Consider the following 18,445-nt stretch of genomic DNA (forward strand, 5'->3'; position numbering starts at 1 on the left):
AGCATCAGCAACCACACGGCTGAATGTAAACTTAGTCTCGGAAATGGTTGTCGATTTGACGCATATTGTGACGACCCCAAAGTCATGATAACATTCTAAAAAATATCTTTGGAGAGATAGAGGACGAGAGGTCATTAGCATGACGAAAACGATATTGATTGTGGAAGACCAGCAGGTTTTGCGGGAGATTATGAAGGAATACTTGATGGACGAAGGATACGAAGTGCTGGAAGCGGGGGACGGGAGTAAGGCACTGACGTTATTTCAAGAGCATGAAGTGCATTTGATCATTTTGGACATTATGCTGCCGGAATTGGACGGGTGGTCAGTATGCAGACGCATTCGCAAAGTTTCCAACGTCCCCATTCTAATGTTAACAGCTCGTGGGGATGAGGATGATACGTTGCTAGGATTCGAGCTCGGGGCGGACGATTATGTGGTGAAACCGTGCAGTCCTCCCATCCTGCTGGCACGCGCCAAACGGTTACTGGAAAACCGGCAAATACACGAACCGGGTGATATGTTGTCCGGCGGCGGGATTATGATTCACTTGCCGTCTCGAACCGTTTCGATTGAGGGAAAGAACTATAGCCTGACGCACACGGAATTCGAAATTTTGGCCTACTTGATGAAAAACAAAGGCATCATCCTCACCAGAGAACAGCTCATTACAAAAATCTGGGGTTACGACTTTGTCGGCGAGGATCGTACGCTCAGCAGCCATATTCGGAATTTGCGTTCCAAGCTGGGAGAGCATGCGAAGCATATCGTCACTATTGTTCGTTCCGGTTATAAATTCGAGGACCGACCATGAGAACAAGCATTGTACTCAAGCTGTTTCTGCTCACGACAGGATTATGCCTGTTTGTGATCGCGAGTATTTTTATCGGACAAACCGTATTTTTCGAGCAGTTTTATGTGCATCAAAAGGTAGAGAAGGTGAAGGAAGCCCTTCAATCCTATCGGCAAAACGAGTTGACTTATGCAGGGGCTTCCCAGGATGAAGTCAGGAAGGAACAGGAGTTTTATCAAAAGACGAATGCCTGGTTTGCTCAATTGGATGATAGAGGCCATTTGAAATACACGGACGATTTCGAGATGGAGGTCCGTTTGGAGCGCTCGGACGCCACCCCTGATCTTTCTGGCAAATCGATGGTCGTTCCGCTGTACACGGTCATGGATGTACAGGATGTAAGCACCGATAACCCCTTCTTAGAAACCTTTGTTAAACCGGGGCAACAGATTGCCTTGGAAGGGATCATGATCGATAATCAATGGTTTCCGCAGCGGATCGGGAGGAGTGTCTCCAATCTCAGAGAGGAAAATCGACTGGAGAATCAGCCACTCGTCAAAAAAGAGTATGAGGTCGTCCCGAGATTCAAGAGTCCCACCGAATACCATGAGCGTTATCCCAGCGTTCTGGTGCACGGAACCATCACACAGGTACGGATACCCCAAGGCGCGGATGTATCCCGCTATACGAACCGCTTATTTCTTGAACGAGTGAAAGCTTTTCAAGCGGATCTGCTATACGGGGAGTATGCGGAGCAAACAAGCACCATAACAGACTACAAAGAGAACGATATGGATTACAAAATATTCGTAGAGCGCGTGATTGATCAAACAGGGAATCCCACCTATCTGTTCGCCATGACATCGCTCCAGCCTGTAAACGAAGCTACGGAGGTTATGAGAAGTTATTACGGCTACATCATTGCTGGTACCTTGCTGCTCGTTCTGCTCGCCTCCTTCTATTATTCCCGCAGAATAGCAGCTCCTTTGCTCCGCATGAACGACATGACACAAAAAATGGCCAAGCTGGACTTCTCTGAAAAAATTCCGATTAAGACAGAGGATGAAATCGGCAGCCTGTCGCGAAATATTAATCGGCTTTCGGATATGCTGCATGCCCATATTGTCCAGCTGGAGCAGGATATTGAGAAAGAAAAGCGGCTGGAGCAGACGCGTAAAGAATTTATAGCGGGCGTGTCGCATGAGCTGAAAACTCCGCTCAGCGTCATGGAAAGCTGCCTTTACATTTTGAAGGATAAGGCGGACAGCCCGAGGCGGGACTACTATTTTGCTGCGATGGAAGATGAAGTGAAGAAGATGAACCTGCTGGTTGCGGATATGCTGGAATTGGCAAAATATGAATCCGGTACGTATAGAATGCAAATGGATTCGTTTCGGATTGATGTGCTACTGGAGCAAATCTGCGTAAAGTTGGAGCCGGACCTCGCCGGTAAGCAGTTGCAGTTGCACAGCCGGTTAGTCCCAGTCGAAGTCATCGCCAATCAGCATCGAATCGAGCAGGTGATCGTGAATTTCCTGACAAACGCCATACGCTACACGCCGGAACGAGAGGATATTGTCATCTCGATGGTTGAAGGGGAGGATACCGTCAAGATTGGCATCGAAAACATAGGCATCCATATTCCGGCCGAGCAGTTGGAGAAGATATGGGATCGTTTCTACCGCGGCGAGCATTCCCGCAACCGTTCGACCGGAGGAACCGGATTGGGCCTGGCGATCTCCAAGCAGATACTAAAATTGCATGGGGCGTTTTATGGGGTAATGAACACGGAGGAAGGCGTCTTGTTCTCTTTTGAATTAAAGAAAAAGAAAGTGTAGAACTTCGGTTCTGCACTTTTTTTATTGCATTTCTACCCAATCTGCACACGATCTGCATCTGATCTTGATCTCCGACGCTTACTCTTTACCTTGATCAAGAAGAAAGGAGAAAGATGAAAATGAAAAGAGAGAGGAAAGTACTAGGTATTACATTACTCGTAATGGTCGCCTTATCGGTTGCGGCATGCGGCACCACTGGACAACCACCCGCTTCCGAGATTTCCGGTCAGGCCGGGGACATCTCCACTCCGGAACAAACCTCAAATGCATCACTGTATCAAAAAAGCGTTTTTCTCGGAGATTCGATTACGGAGGGATTGTCTTACCATGACGTGCTGAAAGAGGAGAACGTGCTGGCAGGTGCAGGGAAAACGGCTGAGTTCGCGCTGCAAGATGTGGACGAATTGGTCAAACGAAAGCCCGAGCATGTTTTTATCCAGCTGGGTTCAGACGACATTTTATGGCCGACCGACAATCCCAAGAAATATTCGTTGTCGTATTACGCCCAATTGATCGATCGCATCAAAGTAAGGCTTCCAGAAGCGTCCATCACGATATTATCCGTTACCCCTGTTACAGCAGAGGCAGAAAAAGCGGAGCTCCGTTATCAAAATATTGGCGACTACAATGAGGGACTGAAGGAGCTGGCAAGCAAGGTTCAAGTCGGATACATTGATGTGTCGTCCATTGTGGCCGATCATCCTAACATGTACGATGCGGACGGCATTCATTTCCAAGCTGAGTTTTATCCGATCCTGCTCGATTACGTAAAAGATGAGCTGGGTCGTCAGAAGATCGCAAAATAGCGGCGCGGGAGGAAACGAACGTTGGTATTCAGCAGTCTGATTTTCCTGTTTCAATTTTTGCCCGCCGTGCTGCTCGTTTATTATGTGTCGCCTAAGAAGCTTAGAAATGCTGTTCTGTTCGCAACGAGCCTCATCTTTTATGCATGGGGCGAACCGGTATATATCATCATCATGATTTTTACGACCGTATTTGATTATATCAACGGGCTCGTGATCGACAAATACAGTCACCGCAAGCCGATCGCCAGAGCAGTGTTGTTCGGCTCTGTCTGCGGCAGTCTGGCGATTCTTTGTTTCTTCAAATATGCCGGGTTTGTCGTTCAGAATGTGAACGAGCTATTCGGTCAGCATCTACAAGTGGCTGATCTGCCACTGCCCGTCGGTATTTCCTTCTATACGTTCCAAACGATGTCCTATGTAGTGGATGTATACCTCGGTAGGGTGCCGGCACAGCGAAATTTCGTCGCTTTTGGCACTTACGTCACGATGTTTCCCCAACTGGTCGCAGGTCCGATCGTCAAATATGGAGATATCGCGGAACAACTGGTCTTTCGTAAAGTGACGCTGGAGCGGTTCGGAGAAGGGGCGGAATGGTTCATCCGGGGATTGGCCAAGAAAGTGCTGCTAGCCAACAATATCGGACTGCTATGGACCAACGTGAAGTCGACGCCGATGGAGGACTTGACTGTCCTTTCCGCGTGGCTCGGCATCCTGGCGTTTACGTTTCAAATTTATTTCGATTTCAGCGGATATTCGGATATGGCGCGCGGGCTCGGCAAAATGTTCGGTTTCGACCTGCCAGAAAACTTCAAGCATCCGTATATTTCAAGAAGCGTTTCGGAATTTTGGCGCAGATGGCATATTACCCTCGGTTCCTGGTTCCGGGAGTACGTTTATATTCCGCTCGGCGGCAATCGGATGGGCTTGGGCAAGCAGTTCCGTAACCTCTTCATCGTATGGTTCTTAACTGGTCTGTGGCATGGGGCGAGCTGGAACTTTATCGTATGGGGCTTGTATTTCGGCTGTTTCGTTGCGTTTGAGAAGCTGTTTTTGCTGAAGTGGCTAAATCGTTGGCCGAACTGGGCAGGACATCTCTACACGCTGCTGATTGTCGTTGTCGGGTGGGTCCTTTTTGAATTCGAACATTTGCCTTCCGCGTGGTTGTTCATCTGTGTGATGTTTGGTGTCGGGGCGCACGAATGGGTGGATCGCCAGGCGTTCTACGACCTGACGACGTATGGGGGATTGCTCGTTCTGTTGGCCTTGTGCGCGACACCGCTGCCCCGGAAAGGATTGGAGCAGATGAAAGCTCGATGGAATTCGGTAGGCATGATCGCTGCTTTGGCACTTTCTATCATCAGTTTGGTTTTGTCGTCAGCTTATTTGGTCTTTGAGGATTACAATCCATTCTTATATTTTCGGTTTTGAGGGGAGGGAGCGGTTTGACCGGATATGACAAACGGACGCGAGCTGTGACGGGCTTCTTGTTCTTGCTGTTTATCCTCATGGTGGCCGTATTGAACATACTGACCCCTGATCAGGCATTTTCGGAATCGGAAAACAGGGTGCTCGAGAGCAGGCCGACTTTTTCACTGCGATCACTACTGTCGGGGAAGTTCACTTCTGATTACGAGACTTATATCACCGATCAATTTGCTTTCCGGGACGTTTGGATCGGGCTAAAAACGGATGCGGATCGTGTTATGGGCAAAAAGGACAGCAACGGTGTTTATCTGGGCAAGGATGGGTACCTGATTCAACATTTCTCGCCGCCGCTGAACGCCGAGGTGAATGACAGAGTTCAGGCCATCCATTCGATTCACCAGACAACGCCCGACCTTCGCAAGTACATCATGCTGGTACCGACCGCCGCCGCGTTGCTTCGCGATAAACTGCCCACCTACGCACCAATTGGCGACGAACATGCTACTCTGAATCGAGTTCGGCAATCGCTTCAACCTGATATTCGCTTCGTTGATGTCTATCCCGTGCTTTATGCCGGACGCGAAGAAGCCATTTTTTATAAAACCGATCATCATTGGACGAGCAAAGGCGCTTATTATGCTTATCGGGTGTTGTGCAAGCAGATGGGGATTGTTCCAAAAGACGAAGCTGCGTTCAACATCCGACAGGTGACGGATGCATTCTACGGATCGCTCTATTCGAAGAGCGGCTTCCGTCATCTGCAACCTGATCGTATCGATCTTTATCTACCGAAAGAAGAAAGCAAAAAGAAGGTGGAGTACGTGGACGAAGGCCGTACCGCGAATTCTTTGTACCAGTTGGACAATCTGGCTAAAAAGGATAAGTATGCGGTATTCCTGAACAGCAACCATGCACTGGTCCGCATCATAACGGACCATCCGGACGGGAAGAAGCTGCTGATCGTAAAAGATTCGTACGCCAATAGCCTGATTCCCTTTTTGGCCGAACACTTCGCAGAGATTGATGTCGTTGACCTTCGTTATTATGAGGAATCCGTAACAAAGCTCATACAAGATCGGCAGTTTCATGACATGCTATTCCTTTACAATGTCAAAACGTTTTTTGAAGACACCTCTATTCTAAACATCATGGAGTGAATGTAATGAAGCGATTTTTGTCTGTACTGCTTATGTTTGCTATCGGAATGGGAATATTGGCCGGATGTGACGGCGGGACTATCGAAGAACTTTCGGCCCCAGAACTGGGAGAAAGAATTCAGCAAACGGTAAGTTTTCAGGATATGAAGCAAGGGGACTTGGAGAAACTGCAAAAGTTGTATCAGATCGAGGCAGAAAAAGTGGAGAATTTCATCCTGTACACGGCTTCATCCAATGTGAAAGCGGATGAACTGGCTGTAATCAAAGTCAAAGACGCAAGCGACACCGAAAATGTAAAAGAGAAAATACAACAACGGATCGAGGCACAAACAATCAAATTGAAAGACTATCGCCCAGAGGAGTATTTTCTCATTGAAAAGCATGTTTTGAAGACGAACGGGCAGTTTGTTTTATTTGCGGTGTCGAAAGAGGTTGATCAAATAGAATCTGTGTTTGACGAAGCTCTGAAGTAAAACACGATAACAAATCCGTTTGGCATGGTATGCAAATGAGTATAAAAGAAAACGGTAACCCTATTAGCTACCGTTTTCATACGGACCCATTTATCTTACTCGGATAAACACCAAAACATTATCTCTTGATAACACACGTTGGAACCCGTTATTCAAAAGACAACGTGCAGCAGGACCCACACGTCTACCAATCATTAAAAATTGGTTGCATGGTGCGGCACTTCCAATGATGCTAACGTCGCGAATAATTCGCCTCCGTACGCCATTCACCCTGATACGTCTGAATAGGATTACTACCACGTCAGTCATATTAATCACCTCGCTTCTCTCTGCATGGTATAGAGCATGCAAATGGGGGAAGCTTGGCAACTGATACGAGCCTGTAGTAATTGAAAATGTGCTAATGGATACGGCAATTTACAAGAAAGCGTTAGTCAACTATTCTTCTCCTCCATTCTTATGTTTTAATGAGAAAAGAAATGGCAGTCGAGTAGCTATGGAAGAGGGATAACATGAAGCGTCTAACGATCGGCTTGTTTGCCCATGTGGATGCGGGCAAGACTACTTTCGCCGAACAGTTGCTATACCATACGAACAGCATCCGGTCGCGGGGCCGGGTGGATCATCAAGATGCCTTTTTGGACAGCCACGATATCGAGAGGAAAAGAGGCATTACCGTGTTCGCCGATCAGGCGGTTATGCACCATAAGGGCGACGTTTATTATTTGATCGACACGCCTGGACACGTCGATTTTTCTACCGAGATGGAGCGGGCGATCGGGGTAATGGATTACGCGATCGTGATTGTCAGTGCGGTAGAAGGTGTTCAGGGTCATACCGAGACAGTCTGGCAGTTGTTGCGCAAACATCGGATACCGACATTTTTCTTCATCAATAAAACAGATCGGATCGGCGCGGATGCCAGCAGGACGGAAGAGGAGATACGCAGTCAGTTGACTGGGGATGTCTGTTGCATCAAGGACAACTTCGCCAACGGAATTGTCAGCGAAGGGCTACGGGAAATGATGACAGAGCGGAACGACTCACTGCTGGAAGCATTTTTAGAGGAAAGGGACGATCAAGAATTCTGGCTGGGTGCCTTGCAGGAGATGATACGAGAAGGTCATCTTTTCCCTTGTACCTACGGGTCGGCACTACAGGATGATGGCGTTGTAGAATTCCTGAATCAACTGTCCTTATTGACGATTGCGTCTTATGACGAGACGGCTCCGTTCGGAGGACGTATTTATAAAATTCGACACGCAGCAAACGGGGTGAGGCTAACGTTCGTCAAAGCGCTGAGTGGCAAGCTGAAGGTACGGGAGCTGCTTAGCTATGAGAGCGGTGGACTTCGATACGAAGAGAAGACTACACAAATCTTACTGTTTAATGGCAGGAAATCACAATCGGTAGACCAAGTAGCTGCCGGTGATTTGTTCGCGGTCGTCGGCTTGTCCGAGGCCGAAGCTGGACAAGGGGTGGGGCTCTACTCAGACAAGTTTGCTTATGAGACTGAGCCGACACTACAGTCGAAAGTACAGTTTGAGGGTTCGCTTCACGTGCAGCAAGTGCTCAGTGCGTTTCGCATTCTGAATGCGGAGGACCCGTCTCTGAATGTGGTTTGGGAAGAGAGTTTGCAAGAGATTCACATTCGCGTCATGGGTCTGATCCAATTAGAAGTACTGGAGCAGGTTGTGAAGGAACGCTTCGGTTTCGTTGTCTCTTTCGGCCAACCGGAAATCTTGTATAAAGAAACGATACAGTCTGCTGTAACGGGGTATGGACACTTCGAGCCGCTCAGGCATTACGCGGAAGTGCACCTCCTGCTTGAACCGGGAGAGCGAGGCAGCGGAATCCACTTCACTAGCGAATGTCATCCTGATGAACTGAATTTTAACTACCAGAATCTGGTTCGGTCTCATCTCTACGAACGGGAGCATCATGGGCTATTGACAGGCATGCCGGTCACCGACATGAAAATTACGCTCCTAAGAGGCCGTGCGCATAACGAACATACGCATGGGGGCGACTTTCGTGAGGCCACCTTCCGCGCTCTGCGGCAGGGGTTGGAGAAAGCGGAGAATATGCTGTTAGAACCTTATTATGACTTCAAAATAAAGGTGGGAATGAACGAGATGGGGAGGGTACTTTCCGATATTCAGCGCGCCTCAGGCTCATTCGAGCCACCACAAATGTCGGATACGCATGCGGTCATTACGGGAAGAGTCCCCGTAGCAACATTCATGAATTACAGCACCGATTTCGCTTCTTTCACACATGGACGAGGCAGCATCCGCTGTGTATTTGGCGGATACGACGGCTGCCATAACGCGGAGGAAGTGATGGAAAGGAAAAGCTATGAAAAGGATGCAGATCCGGCTTATACTTCCTCCTCGATCTTTTGCGCCAAGGGGGCAGGCTACTCGGTGCCGTGGGACGAGGCAGAAGCCAAGATGCATCTGCTCTAAGCAGAACCGAACAGGTAAAATGTTATATCAATGCATAGGGGCGAGCCTGATTAGGCTTCGCCCCTATTTACCTTGGAGGCGAGAATAAATCCCACGCAATCCCTCTATATCCACAACTCGAATAGCACTCCGCTCAGATAGCTCAATCAAGCCTTGCTGTCGCCATTTTTGCAAAGTTTTGTTCACCGTAATGCGAGACGTATCAATATAGCGTGCAAAAGACATCTGATCGATCGGGATATGATTATTTCCGTGCACAGCTATCAGCTTGAGCAGATAATTAGCCATCGCAAGCTCAATTGGACTGTCAGTGAACGCGATGATTTCAGCCAGGAGACGGAGCTTATAGATTTGTGAATGGGTGAAGATCACCGCCGACTGTGGGTGGTCTTGGCATACGCGAGATAAGTCCTCGTCGGAGAAAAAGTAAATGACGGAAGGAGAAGTAGTTATGGCTGATGTCAGGTATGAGCCGTTATAGGCGCCGTGTTCCCCGAACAACCCACCTGTGGGAATGTAATCGATAGACCGCTCATGCCCGTTCTCAGATAAGAGGGTGATCTTTACGCTCCCTTTGTCTAGATAATAAAATCCAGTTCCCACATCGCCTTGACGGTAGATCGTTGTATGTTTTCCCATTTCGATCTTCTTGCCATACATGAGGTACGGGGTCCACTGATAGCGGAGACAGGCCATTGTGACCACCTTTCACATTAATATGCTTACACTGTGCGAGCAGTGTGTGCCGTGAGTTGTGGAGGCTTCAGCATATCTGGGCGTTTGACGACAAAGGATCGGTTTTTGATTTCAATGATGCCATGTTCCTTCCATGCCTTCAGGATCTTGTAGACAGTGATACGGGTGAGGCCAGCACATTCAGCAAGCTCTTGTTGAGTGAGGGGAACCTCGTGGTTTTTAAAGTCTTCGCAAATGTTGAGCAGGAGACGAGCAATTTGCTCTTCTGAAGTCAGTGCCTTCATGTTGATGGCCGTTAGAAGAATCCGCATTTTTTGATTGATTGTTTGGGTGAAAAGAGACAAGAGTTCAGGGCGTACCTGCAGCATTTCGAGGAATTGCAAACAGGAGAAATGGTAGACGACTGCATTCTTTACAGCAATAGCCGTGGTGAAATGAGGTTGTTGATCCATCGTTTGAAGTCCCATGATTTGACCAGGGACTACGATGTTCACCAGGCGATCCTTCCCCTTGAAGGTAGAGGTCACAATCTTGACTAATCCCTTATGAAGATAATAAAAACCTTCTCCCATCGTCTCTTGCTTATAGATAGCTGTTTTTCCTTTCACGAATTGACGGGTGCCGTATTCTAAAAGGGTTTCCCATTTCAAATCCGTTTCAAAAGGGGATACCATCATCACCGCTCCTTTCCTCATCAATGATCTTGCCTCTTCCAATCATTTACCCAAGATTAAGTCTCAATTTTCTGAACTTACTACTCTTGATTATATGAAAATAAAAAGCTCCTTACCAATATTTCAACGTGAAAATGACGGGCATTTGAAAGAAAAACAGAATGGATGTTAATTCGTTTACATATCCTCCGTTTCCCATGAATCAGGTGAGCGGCATCTTATATTTTTCATCCGTGATGTTAAGTAGGTTACATTTGTCAGAAAAGACAGACATTATAATGCGGTTTAAGAACAAAAACGACGCAACCAAAAACAACAAGGAGGAATTGTGGTGGGAATCCGTACAGGTGACCAATACATTCGGGGCTTGAGATCACGGCAACCGGAGATTTGGCTACAAGGCAGAAAGGTGACAAATGTATGTGAGGAAGCTGTTTTTCGACAGCCGATTCATGAAATAGCCAAACTGTATGATATGCAGCATGACGAGAAGTACCAAGAGAAGATTACCCATATTTGTCAGGAGACCGGAGAGCGTGTGAACAACGCCTTTCTCGTTGCAAAGACCCCTGAGGAATTGCAGGCGAAACGAGCTTTGTACGAAGCTTATGCGGAAGCCACTTTTGGCTTGATGGGAAGAACGCCGGATTTTCTCAATATCGTCTTGACGTCGCTATACAGCAATGCATCTTTCTTGGAAAGGTACAATCCGCAGTGGGCGGAAAACGTGAAAAATTATTACAAGTATGTTCGCGACCAAGACCTGTTTTTAACGCATGCGATTATCAATCCGCAAAATGACCGCAGCAAGTCTTCGCACGAACAAAACGATGTGCACACCCATTTGGGGGCAGTAGAGGAGACGCCGGAAGGGCTGATTGTCAAAGGAGCGAAAATGCTCGCAACACTGGCGCCGATCACGGATGAAGTCATCATTTATTCGTTCCCTGGGTTCAAGCCAGGAGATGAGCGTTACGCCTTGGCATTTGCCATTCCAATTGACACCCCTGGCCTTCGTATCATTTGCAGGGAGCCCATGCAGGATGGAAAACGTTCCGTTTATGACCATCCTTTGGCATCGCGCTTCGAAGAAATGGATGCTCTGCTTGTCTTTCATGACGTACTCGTACCTTGGGAGCGCTTATTTCTGTACAACAATGTAGAAGCAGCCAACCTGCTTTATCCAAAGACAGGCATCGGACAGCAGCCGGCGCACCAGACAGGGGTGAGAGGACTTTTGAAGCTCCAATTTGCCACGGAAGTTGCCATGCGGCTGGCAGACTCCATCGGGGTAGACGTCTATCCGAATGTCCAAAACAATCTCGGGGAACTGGCGCAATCGCTGGAATCGGTCAGAGCGCTCCTGAGGACAGCTGAGCTGGATTACGAGACCTTGCCGTCGGGCGAGCTCATGCCGGGTTACGTTCAGCTCGAAACCATTCGCGGACTGCTTCCGAAGCTGTACCCGCGTGCGATTGAAGTCATCCAAATTATTGGAGCAGGTGGATTGCTCATGTCCCCGACTGACAGTGATATGGAGCATCCCGAGTTGGTGGAGGATATGGATAAGTTTTATGCCGGACGCCAGGGTATCTCCGGTACAGATCGGGTTCGCCTGTTCAAGCTCGCTTGGGATCTGTGCGGGGAAGCCTTCGGACAGCGTTTGCTGCAATACGAGCGGTACTATACCGGTGATCCAGTGCGCAAATTAGCGATTTTTTACAACAATTATAAGAAGTCTCATGCATGCACGATGGTGGATGACGCGCTCAGCGTTTTTGCTGCCAAATCGACATCGCAGACGGAGCAGGTTCTTTAAACAAGGAATCGCTAAGAGATAAAAAAACAAAGGAGGGAATAGAGCATGCGTAAATTGGCACCTATCCATTTGTGGAAGTTTATCGAGGATCACATTGATCAGCTCAAACCACCAGTGAATAACAAGGTGATTTGGAAAGATGCAGAACTAATGGTCATGGTAGTGGGAGGGCCGAATAAGCGGCGGGATTTTCACATTGATCCATCCGAGGAAGTTTTTTATCAGCTCAAGGGTGATTGCTTCGTAGAGATCATGAATCAGGATGGGAAGCGTGAGATCATTACGGTCAGAGAAGGCGAAATGTTCCTTCTTCCTGCGAATGTCCCGCATTCCCCACACCGGATCGCGGATACGATCGGACTCGTGATTGAGCGCAACAGAGATGAGGGCGAACTGGAGGACTTTGCTTGGTTCTGCGAAAACTGCGACCACGAAATGCATCGCGTACGGATTCAACTGACAAACATAGAGGTGCAGGTAAAAGAGGCGATCGATGGATTCAATAGCAATCTGGAGCTGCGGACATGCCAAAAATGCAGCCACGTCATGTCTCCGGAAGCGAGTGAGTGGAAATGCGAGTAGACTTCCATACCCACATCATTCCAGAGGATATTCCCAACCTGGCAGAGCGCTTTCATGGAGAACGCTGGCCAATTCTGCACCGCACTTGTACATGCGGGGCAAATATCATGGTCGGGGGAAAAGTATTTCGCGAAGTGACGGATCAGGTGTGGGATCCCCAAAAACGGATTCATGACATGCAGCAAGAAGGCGTGGATATGCAGGTGTTGTCACCCATTCCGGTCACGTTTTCCTACTGGGCCCCGGCAGCCGAAGCGGAAGTGATGGCGCGGATTCAAAACGATTTTATCGCGGAGACGGTCAACCAACATCCGAATCATTTCATCGGATTGGGTACAGTTCCATTGCAAGACACCGAGGCAGCCATTCGGGAAATGGATCGCTGCATGCACGAGCTCGGCCTGAGAGGGATCGAAATCGGTACCAACGTAAATGGCAACAATCTGGACGACCCGGCACTGATTCCTTTTTTTGAAATGTGTCAGACATGGGATGTGCCACTCTTCGTACATCCATGGGAGACGCTGGGCAGAGAACGGATGCCGCGGCACAACCTGATGTACACCGTCGGGATGCCAAGCGAGACAGCGCTTGCCGCAGCAAGTCTTATCTTGGGAGGCGTGATCGAGAAGTTTCCGCGCCTGAAAATCTGCTTTGCCCATGGCGGCGGCTCTTTTCCTTATATTCTACCCAGGCTGGACCAAGGCTGGAAAGTATGGCCGCATCTGCGTCTGACGGATCAACCGCCTAGTGTGTACGCGAAACAATTCTACTTTGATTCCTTGACGTACGACCCATTGAACATCCAATACATGATGAAGCGCTTTGGCGAAGACAGAATCATGATGGGATCGGATTATCCCTTCCTGCTTCGTGAAACACCTCCCGGGGATGTCATCGATCATACGTTGGAGCTGACTGACGGACAGAAGCGGGCGTTGCTGGGCGAAAACGCGCTTCGCTTCCTGAACATAAAGGAGATGAACGGACTGTGAAGCACCAGACTGAAACGCCGGAACAACGTCTACAGGCTATGGGCCTAGACCTGCCCGAACCGAGACAGCCGGCCGGTAATTATGTTGGTTGTGTCCAAGCGGGCAATCTCCTCTTTCTGGCAGGCCAAGGGACGAACGAATATCGAGGGAAGCTGGGACTGGATGTCACGATAGAGGAAGGCTACCTGGCTGCCAGGCAGTGTATGCTCAATCTGCTCGCTGTTGCCAAGCATGAGCTAGGGGAACTGGGGAGAGTCAAACGAGTGGTCAAAATACTCGGATTCGTTAACAGCGATCCAGCTTTCATAGATCATCCGAAAGTCATGAATGGGGCATCCGATTTGTTAGTGGAGCTATTCGGCGAGAAAGGCTGGCATGGGCGGTCCGCTGTAGGGATGGCCCAGCTCCCGCTAAATAACGCCGTAGAAGTAGAGATGATCTTGGAAATCGAGAATTAGGAGGATTCCCATGAGTCAGACTGCCAAGGAAAACCAGGTGCTAAAAGGCGCCAAGCTTTTCATAGACGGAGATTACGTGGACGCTGTTTCCGGTGAAACCTTCGATACGATCAACCCGGCGACAAATCTCAAGCTGGCTTTTGTGGCCAATGCAAGTGAGCAGGATGTAAAAAGGGCGATCGACGTGGCGCAGCGTACGTTTGCTTCAGGCGTTTGGAGTGAGATGTCTGTAGATGAGCGCGCCAAGATTCTCTGCAAAATGGCTGACCTTGTGATGGAGCGTGTGGATGAACTCGCTTTGGTGGAGACGCTCGACGTCGGCAAGCCGATCAAAGAAAGCCGGGGCTTCGATATTCCGAGGGCGGCGGCCAATTTGCGTTTCTTTGCCGAAATGGCCAAATACATGGTCCATGAGCATTATGAAATGCGCCATTTTATGTCCTACGTCAAATATGCTCCGGCAGGTGTGACAAGTCTGATTATTCCATGGAACCTACCCTTCATGCAGATGACCTGGAAAGCATCGGCGGCTTTAGCGGCGGGAAATACGGTCGTAGTAAAGCCAGCCTCGTACACGCCTCTCTCGGCGGTGATGCTCGGTGAGATTGCCAATGAAGCTGGTCTACCTCCTGGCGTGCTCAACATCATCACTGGTCCGGGCGGGACTGTCGGGACTGCGATGACGACTCATCCCCATGTGCGCCGGATATCTTTTGTGGGAGAATCTAACACCGGCAAGACCGTCATGCAGAATGCCGCTTCGCATCTGATTCCAGTATCGCTCGAATTGGGAGGCAAATCAGCCAATATCGTGTTTGAAGATGCCGATCTTGATGAAGCGGTAAAAGGGTCGGTCGAGGCCATATTCCGCAACCAGGGCGAGATTTGTCTGGCAGGATCGCGTTTGTTGGTGCAAGAAAGCGTATATGATCAGTTTCTGGATAAATTTGTGGCGGCAGTTCAAAGGATCAAGGTGGGAAATCCTCTGGAGCCAGAAACGGATATGGGAGCGTTGGTGTCCCGTAGTCACTTGGAGACCGTGGAGCACTACATCCAGATTGGACTGGAAGAAGGAGCCAAGCTCGGTTACGGCGGAAAACGGATCAGTGGGCTGGGTGACGGCAATTTCCTAGAGCCAACCGTTCTCTATGATGTAGACAACAAAATGAGGGTGGCCCAGGAAGAGATTTTCGGTCCGGTCATCGTGATCATTCCATTCCGTACAGAAGAGGACGCTATTCGGATCGCCAATGATTCGTCTTACGGCTTGGCAGGAGTGGTTTGGACCAACGACCTACGGCGCGCGCATCGCGTGGCTGATCGAGTACAGTCAGGTCTTTTATGGATCAATTGCTGGTATGTGCGTGACTTGCGAACTCCGTTTGGCGGTGCCAAGGACAGCGGGATTGGCCGCGAAGGCGGGCGTCACAGCTTCGAATTCTACTCCGAGGTCAAGACAATCACTATGAAATTCTAGCGAGAAGGACAGCAAATCAGGGAGGGAGCCGTGTGGACATAGAAAAAATCACGCGATACGCCGATCATTTAGCGGCGGCGAGTCGTGAAGGGGTGGGAGTAGCGCCACTCACTTTACTGGATCCGCAAATCAGCGAAATAGAGGCATACCATGTTCAATTGAAGACGATTGAGCGAAAAGTGAAAGAAGGCGCGAGGATTACAGGGAAGAAAATCGGCCTGACCTCTCGTGCCATGCAGACACTGCTTGGCGTGGAACAGCCAGACTATGGACATCTATTGGACGACATGGTCGTGGAAAACAACGGAGAACTGCCTTTCGAGCATGTCCTTTCGCCAAAGGTAGAAGCAGAAATTGCCTTTCTGCTGAAGCGCGATCTGGAAGGGCCACATGTAACAATCTATGACGTCTTGATGGCAACGGAATATGTAGTGCCTGCTTTGGAAATCGTGGACAGCCGTATAGCCAACTGGCAAATCAAACTAGAAGACACAGTTGCGGACAATGCATCCTCGGGCTTCTATGTGCTGGGCGGACATCCCGTGAAACCGCAAGATCTGGACCTTCCTCTGGTAGGAATGGCGTTTTATAAAAATCAGGAGCTGGTCAATACCGGTGTTGGTGCCGCCGCAATGGGCAATCCCGCATCCTGTGTGGCGTGGTTAGCGAACAAGCTGTACGAATTAGGGATTACACTCAAAGCAGGAGAAATCATCTTGTCTGGTGCGTTATCAGCAGCGGTTGAAGCTAAGCCTGGCGATGTATTTCACACACGGATTGCTGGACTTGGTTCAGTAGGAGTCAGGTTTGGCAGGTAAAAAATAGGAAAGGAATGCATGTATGAAGAAAGTAAAAGTAGCAATACTGGGCTCGGGGAACATCGGGACAGACCTGATGATCAAGCTTGGAAGGTCGCCAATTCTTGAACTGACGTCCATGATTGGAATCGATCCTGATTCGGATGGTCTGCGTAGAGCAAAGGCAGCGGGATACTACGTATTTGACGGCGGATTACAACCGTTTTTGGAAAGCGGTGCGAATCTTGCAGATATTGTCTTTGACGCTACTTCAGCCAAAGCACATATTCGTCATGCCAAGGCGCTCAGGGAGGCAGGAAAGCTCGCCATCGATCTAACGCCTGCTGCTGTGGGGCCCTATGTGGTACCATCTGTGAATCTCGGTGCGCATTTGAATGAAAAGAACATCAATCTGATCACATGCGGCGGCCAGGCTACTATTCCGATCATTCATGCGATAGGGAGTGTGAGTCCGGTCAGCTACGCAGAGATCGTAGCCACTATATCCAGTAAAAGCACAGGACCTGGCACACGTTCCAACATCGACGAATTTACGGAGACGACCGCACATGGTATCGAAGCAATCGGCGGAGCGAAGAAAGGCAAGGCGATCATCATCCTGAATCCGGCGGAGCCGCCGATCCTGATGAGAGATACAATCTATGCAATAGTGGAGGAAGGTGCGGACCGACAGGCGATCGTGAAGGCTATCCACCAAACCGTTGCCTATATTCAATCATACGTTCCTGGTTACCGCCTGCGCTCAGAACCGATCTTTGATGAAAACAAAATCACCGTTTGTTTGGAAGTGGAAGGCGCGGGTGACTACCTCCCTGCTTATTCTGGCAATCTGGATATCATGACGGCGACAGCGGTGAAGGTAGCAGAGGAATATGCCAAGCATGCTGTCGGTATCGGCACCGGTATATAGCCACGAATGAAAGGAGGAACCGCATATGAGTCGTGATATTGTGATTACCGAGGTAGCGCTTCGAGATGGGAGCCATGCGATCAATCACCAGTTTACGGTGGAGCAAGTAGTCGAGGTGGCGCGCGCATTAGATGAAGCGAACGTACCGCATATCGAAGTCTCCCATGGAGATGGATTGGCCGGATCGTCCCTGCAGTATGGTCTGTCGAGGACCCATGAACTGGAGCTGATCGAGGCTGCCGTTTCCGTTTGTAAACAAGCGAAAGTGGGCGTGCTCTTGCTGCCGGGAATCGGCACGATCAAAGATTTGAAGACGGCTGCAGGGCTAGGGGTAGGCATGGCACGAATCGCCACACATGCGACCGAAGCGGACGTCTCATCTCAGCATATTTATCGGGCGAAAGAGCTTGGCTTGACGACAGTTGGCTTTTTGATGATGTCGCATATGGCTGCTCCGGAAAAACTGGCGGAGCAAGCTGGACTCATGCAAAGCTATGGAGCTGATGTCGTGTACATCGTCGATTCTGCTGGCGCTCTGCTACCTGATCAAGCAGGGGAACGAGTCCGGGCCTTGAAGCAATGTCTGAATATTCCTGTTGGCTTCCATGCACACAACAATTTGTCTTTAGCCATGGCCAATACGCTCGTCGCCATTCAAGAGGGTGCCACCTGGATTGACGGCAGTGTTCGGTGCTTGGGTGCAGGTGCGGGCAATACACAAACCGAGGTTCTCCTTGCTGTACTGGATCGAATGGGCATTCAGACGGGCGTCGACCTGTACAAAATGATGGATCTGGCAGAGGAAATCGTGGCCCCGATTCTTCAAGTACCACAGGAAATTACCAGAGACGCTCTGGTTCTCGGATACGCGGGTGTCTATTCCAGCTTCCGGCTTCATGCCGAGCGTGCAGCCAGGAAATTCGGCATCGACTCCCGGGATATTTTGATCGAGCTGGGAAGACGAAAGGCCGTGGGGGGACAAGAAGACATGATCGTGGATGTCGCAGCGGAAATCGCCCAACTGAACAGCTCTACCAAAATCAGATAGGGGGTGAT

General features: G+C 49.4%; 17 protein-coding genes. 15 read left to right on the plus strand and 2 right to left on the minus strand.

Features of this window, described 5'->3' with window-relative positions; translation table 11 throughout:
- The first annotated feature begins 139 nt into the window (after positions 1-139).
- From ACKKE8_RS15955 to ACKKE8_RS15985, 7 genes are all read left to right on the plus strand, one after another.
- The gene (locus tag ACKKE8_RS15955) at positions 140-814 is read left to right on the plus strand and encodes a response regulator transcription factor (protein WP_409178995.1); all 675 of its coding nucleotides are present in this window, start codon (positions 140-142) and stop codon (positions 812-814) included.
- Complete coding sequence (locus ACKKE8_RS15960; RefSeq protein WP_409178996.1) at positions 811-2,631, plus strand: sensor histidine kinase; 1,821 nt, start codon at positions 811-813, stop codon at positions 2,629-2,631. The genes ACKKE8_RS15955 and ACKKE8_RS15960 overlap by 4 nt, the downstream gene beginning before the upstream one ends.
- Before the next feature lie 113 nt (positions 2,632-2,744).
- Positions 2,745-3,437, plus strand: coding sequence for a GDSL-type esterase/lipase family protein (locus ACKKE8_RS15965; RefSeq protein ID WP_409178997.1), 693 nt, complete (start codon positions 2,745-2,747; stop codon positions 3,435-3,437).
- 21 nt (positions 3,438-3,458) lie between these two features.
- Complete coding sequence (locus tag ACKKE8_RS15970; protein WP_409178998.1) at positions 3,459-4,865, plus strand: MBOAT family O-acyltransferase; 1,407 nt, start codon at positions 3,459-3,461, stop codon at positions 4,863-4,865.
- A gap of 14 nt (positions 4,866-4,879) precedes the next feature.
- A complete protein-coding gene (locus tag ACKKE8_RS15975) occupies positions 4,880-6,019 on the plus strand; it encodes a DHHW family protein (protein WP_409178999.1) in 1,140 nt (379 codons plus the stop codon).
- Positions 6,020-6,024: 5 nt separating this feature from the next.
- The gene (locus tag ACKKE8_RS15980; RefSeq protein ID WP_409179000.1) at positions 6,025-6,492 is read left to right on the plus strand and encodes a DUF4358 domain-containing protein; all 468 of its coding nucleotides are present in this window, start codon (positions 6,025-6,027) and stop codon (positions 6,490-6,492) included.
- Between the two features lie 512 nt (positions 6,493-7,004).
- Positions 7,005-8,960, plus strand: a complete 1,956-nt coding sequence (locus ACKKE8_RS15985; protein WP_409179001.1) for a GTP-binding protein — start codon at positions 7,005-7,007, stop codon at positions 8,958-8,960.
- 63 nt (positions 8,961-9,023) lie between these two features.
- Here ACKKE8_RS15985 and ACKKE8_RS15990 read toward each other — a convergent pair whose 3' ends face one another.
- A complete protein-coding gene (locus ACKKE8_RS15990) occupies positions 9,024-9,656 on the minus strand; it encodes a Crp/Fnr family transcriptional regulator (RefSeq protein WP_409179002.1) in 633 nt (210 codons plus the stop codon).
- Positions 9,657-9,682: 26 nt separating this feature from the next.
- On the minus strand, positions 9,683-10,330 hold the full coding sequence (locus ACKKE8_RS15995) for a Crp/Fnr family transcriptional regulator (RefSeq protein ID WP_409179135.1): 648 nt from the start codon (positions 10,328-10,330) through the stop codon (positions 9,683-9,685).
- 331 nt (positions 10,331-10,661) lie between these two features.
- Here ACKKE8_RS15995 and ACKKE8_RS16000 point away from each other — a divergent pair, with 331 nt between their 5' ends.
- Genes ACKKE8_RS16000 through dmpG form a run of 8 tightly spaced genes read left to right on the plus strand, consistent with a single transcriptional unit; the run spans position 10,662 to position 18,437 of the window.
- Positions 10,662-12,149: a 4-hydroxyphenylacetate 3-hydroxylase family protein gene (locus ACKKE8_RS16000; RefSeq protein ID WP_409179003.1), complete on the plus strand. Its 1,488-nt coding sequence runs from the start codon at positions 10,662-10,664 to the stop codon at positions 12,147-12,149.
- A 45-nt stretch (positions 12,150-12,194) separates the two neighbouring features.
- Complete coding sequence (locus tag ACKKE8_RS16005) at positions 12,195-12,731, plus strand: 3-hydroxyanthranilate 3,4-dioxygenase (protein WP_409179004.1); 537 nt, start codon at positions 12,195-12,197, stop codon at positions 12,729-12,731.
- Positions 12,722-13,726 carry an amidohydrolase family protein gene (locus ACKKE8_RS16010; RefSeq protein WP_409179136.1) on the plus strand — a complete coding sequence of 335 codons (1,005 nt, stop codon included), beginning with the start codon at positions 12,722-12,724 and terminating at the stop codon, positions 13,724-13,726. The genes ACKKE8_RS16005 and ACKKE8_RS16010 overlap by 10 nt, the downstream gene beginning before the upstream one ends.
- Complete coding sequence (locus ACKKE8_RS16015; protein WP_409179005.1) at positions 13,723-14,184, plus strand: RidA family protein; 462 nt, start codon at positions 13,723-13,725, stop codon at positions 14,182-14,184. The genes ACKKE8_RS16010 and ACKKE8_RS16015 overlap by 4 nt, the downstream gene beginning before the upstream one ends.
- Before the next feature lie 10 nt (positions 14,185-14,194).
- The gene (locus ACKKE8_RS16020; protein WP_409179006.1) at positions 14,195-15,661 is read left to right on the plus strand and encodes an aldehyde dehydrogenase; all 1,467 of its coding nucleotides are present in this window, start codon (positions 14,195-14,197) and stop codon (positions 15,659-15,661) included.
- A gap of 32 nt (positions 15,662-15,693) precedes the next feature.
- A complete protein-coding gene (locus ACKKE8_RS16025; RefSeq protein ID WP_409179007.1) occupies positions 15,694-16,479 on the plus strand; it encodes a 2-keto-4-pentenoate hydratase in 786 nt (261 codons plus the stop codon).
- Positions 16,480-16,501: 22 nt separating this feature from the next.
- A complete protein-coding gene (locus tag ACKKE8_RS16030; RefSeq protein WP_409179008.1) occupies positions 16,502-17,389 on the plus strand; it encodes an acetaldehyde dehydrogenase (acetylating) in 888 nt (295 codons plus the stop codon).
- Between the two features lie 25 nt (positions 17,390-17,414).
- Entirely contained in the window at positions 17,415-18,437 is a 1,023-nt protein-coding gene (gene dmpG, locus ACKKE8_RS16035) for a 4-hydroxy-2-oxovalerate aldolase (protein WP_409179009.1), read from the plus strand.
- Positions 18,438-18,445 lie beyond the last annotated feature (8 nt).

The sequence above is a fragment of the Brevibacillus fortis genome, assembly GCF_046196545.1.
GTDB classification, from domain to species: Bacteria; Bacillota; Bacilli; order Brevibacillales; family Brevibacillaceae; genus Brevibacillus; species Brevibacillus fortis_A.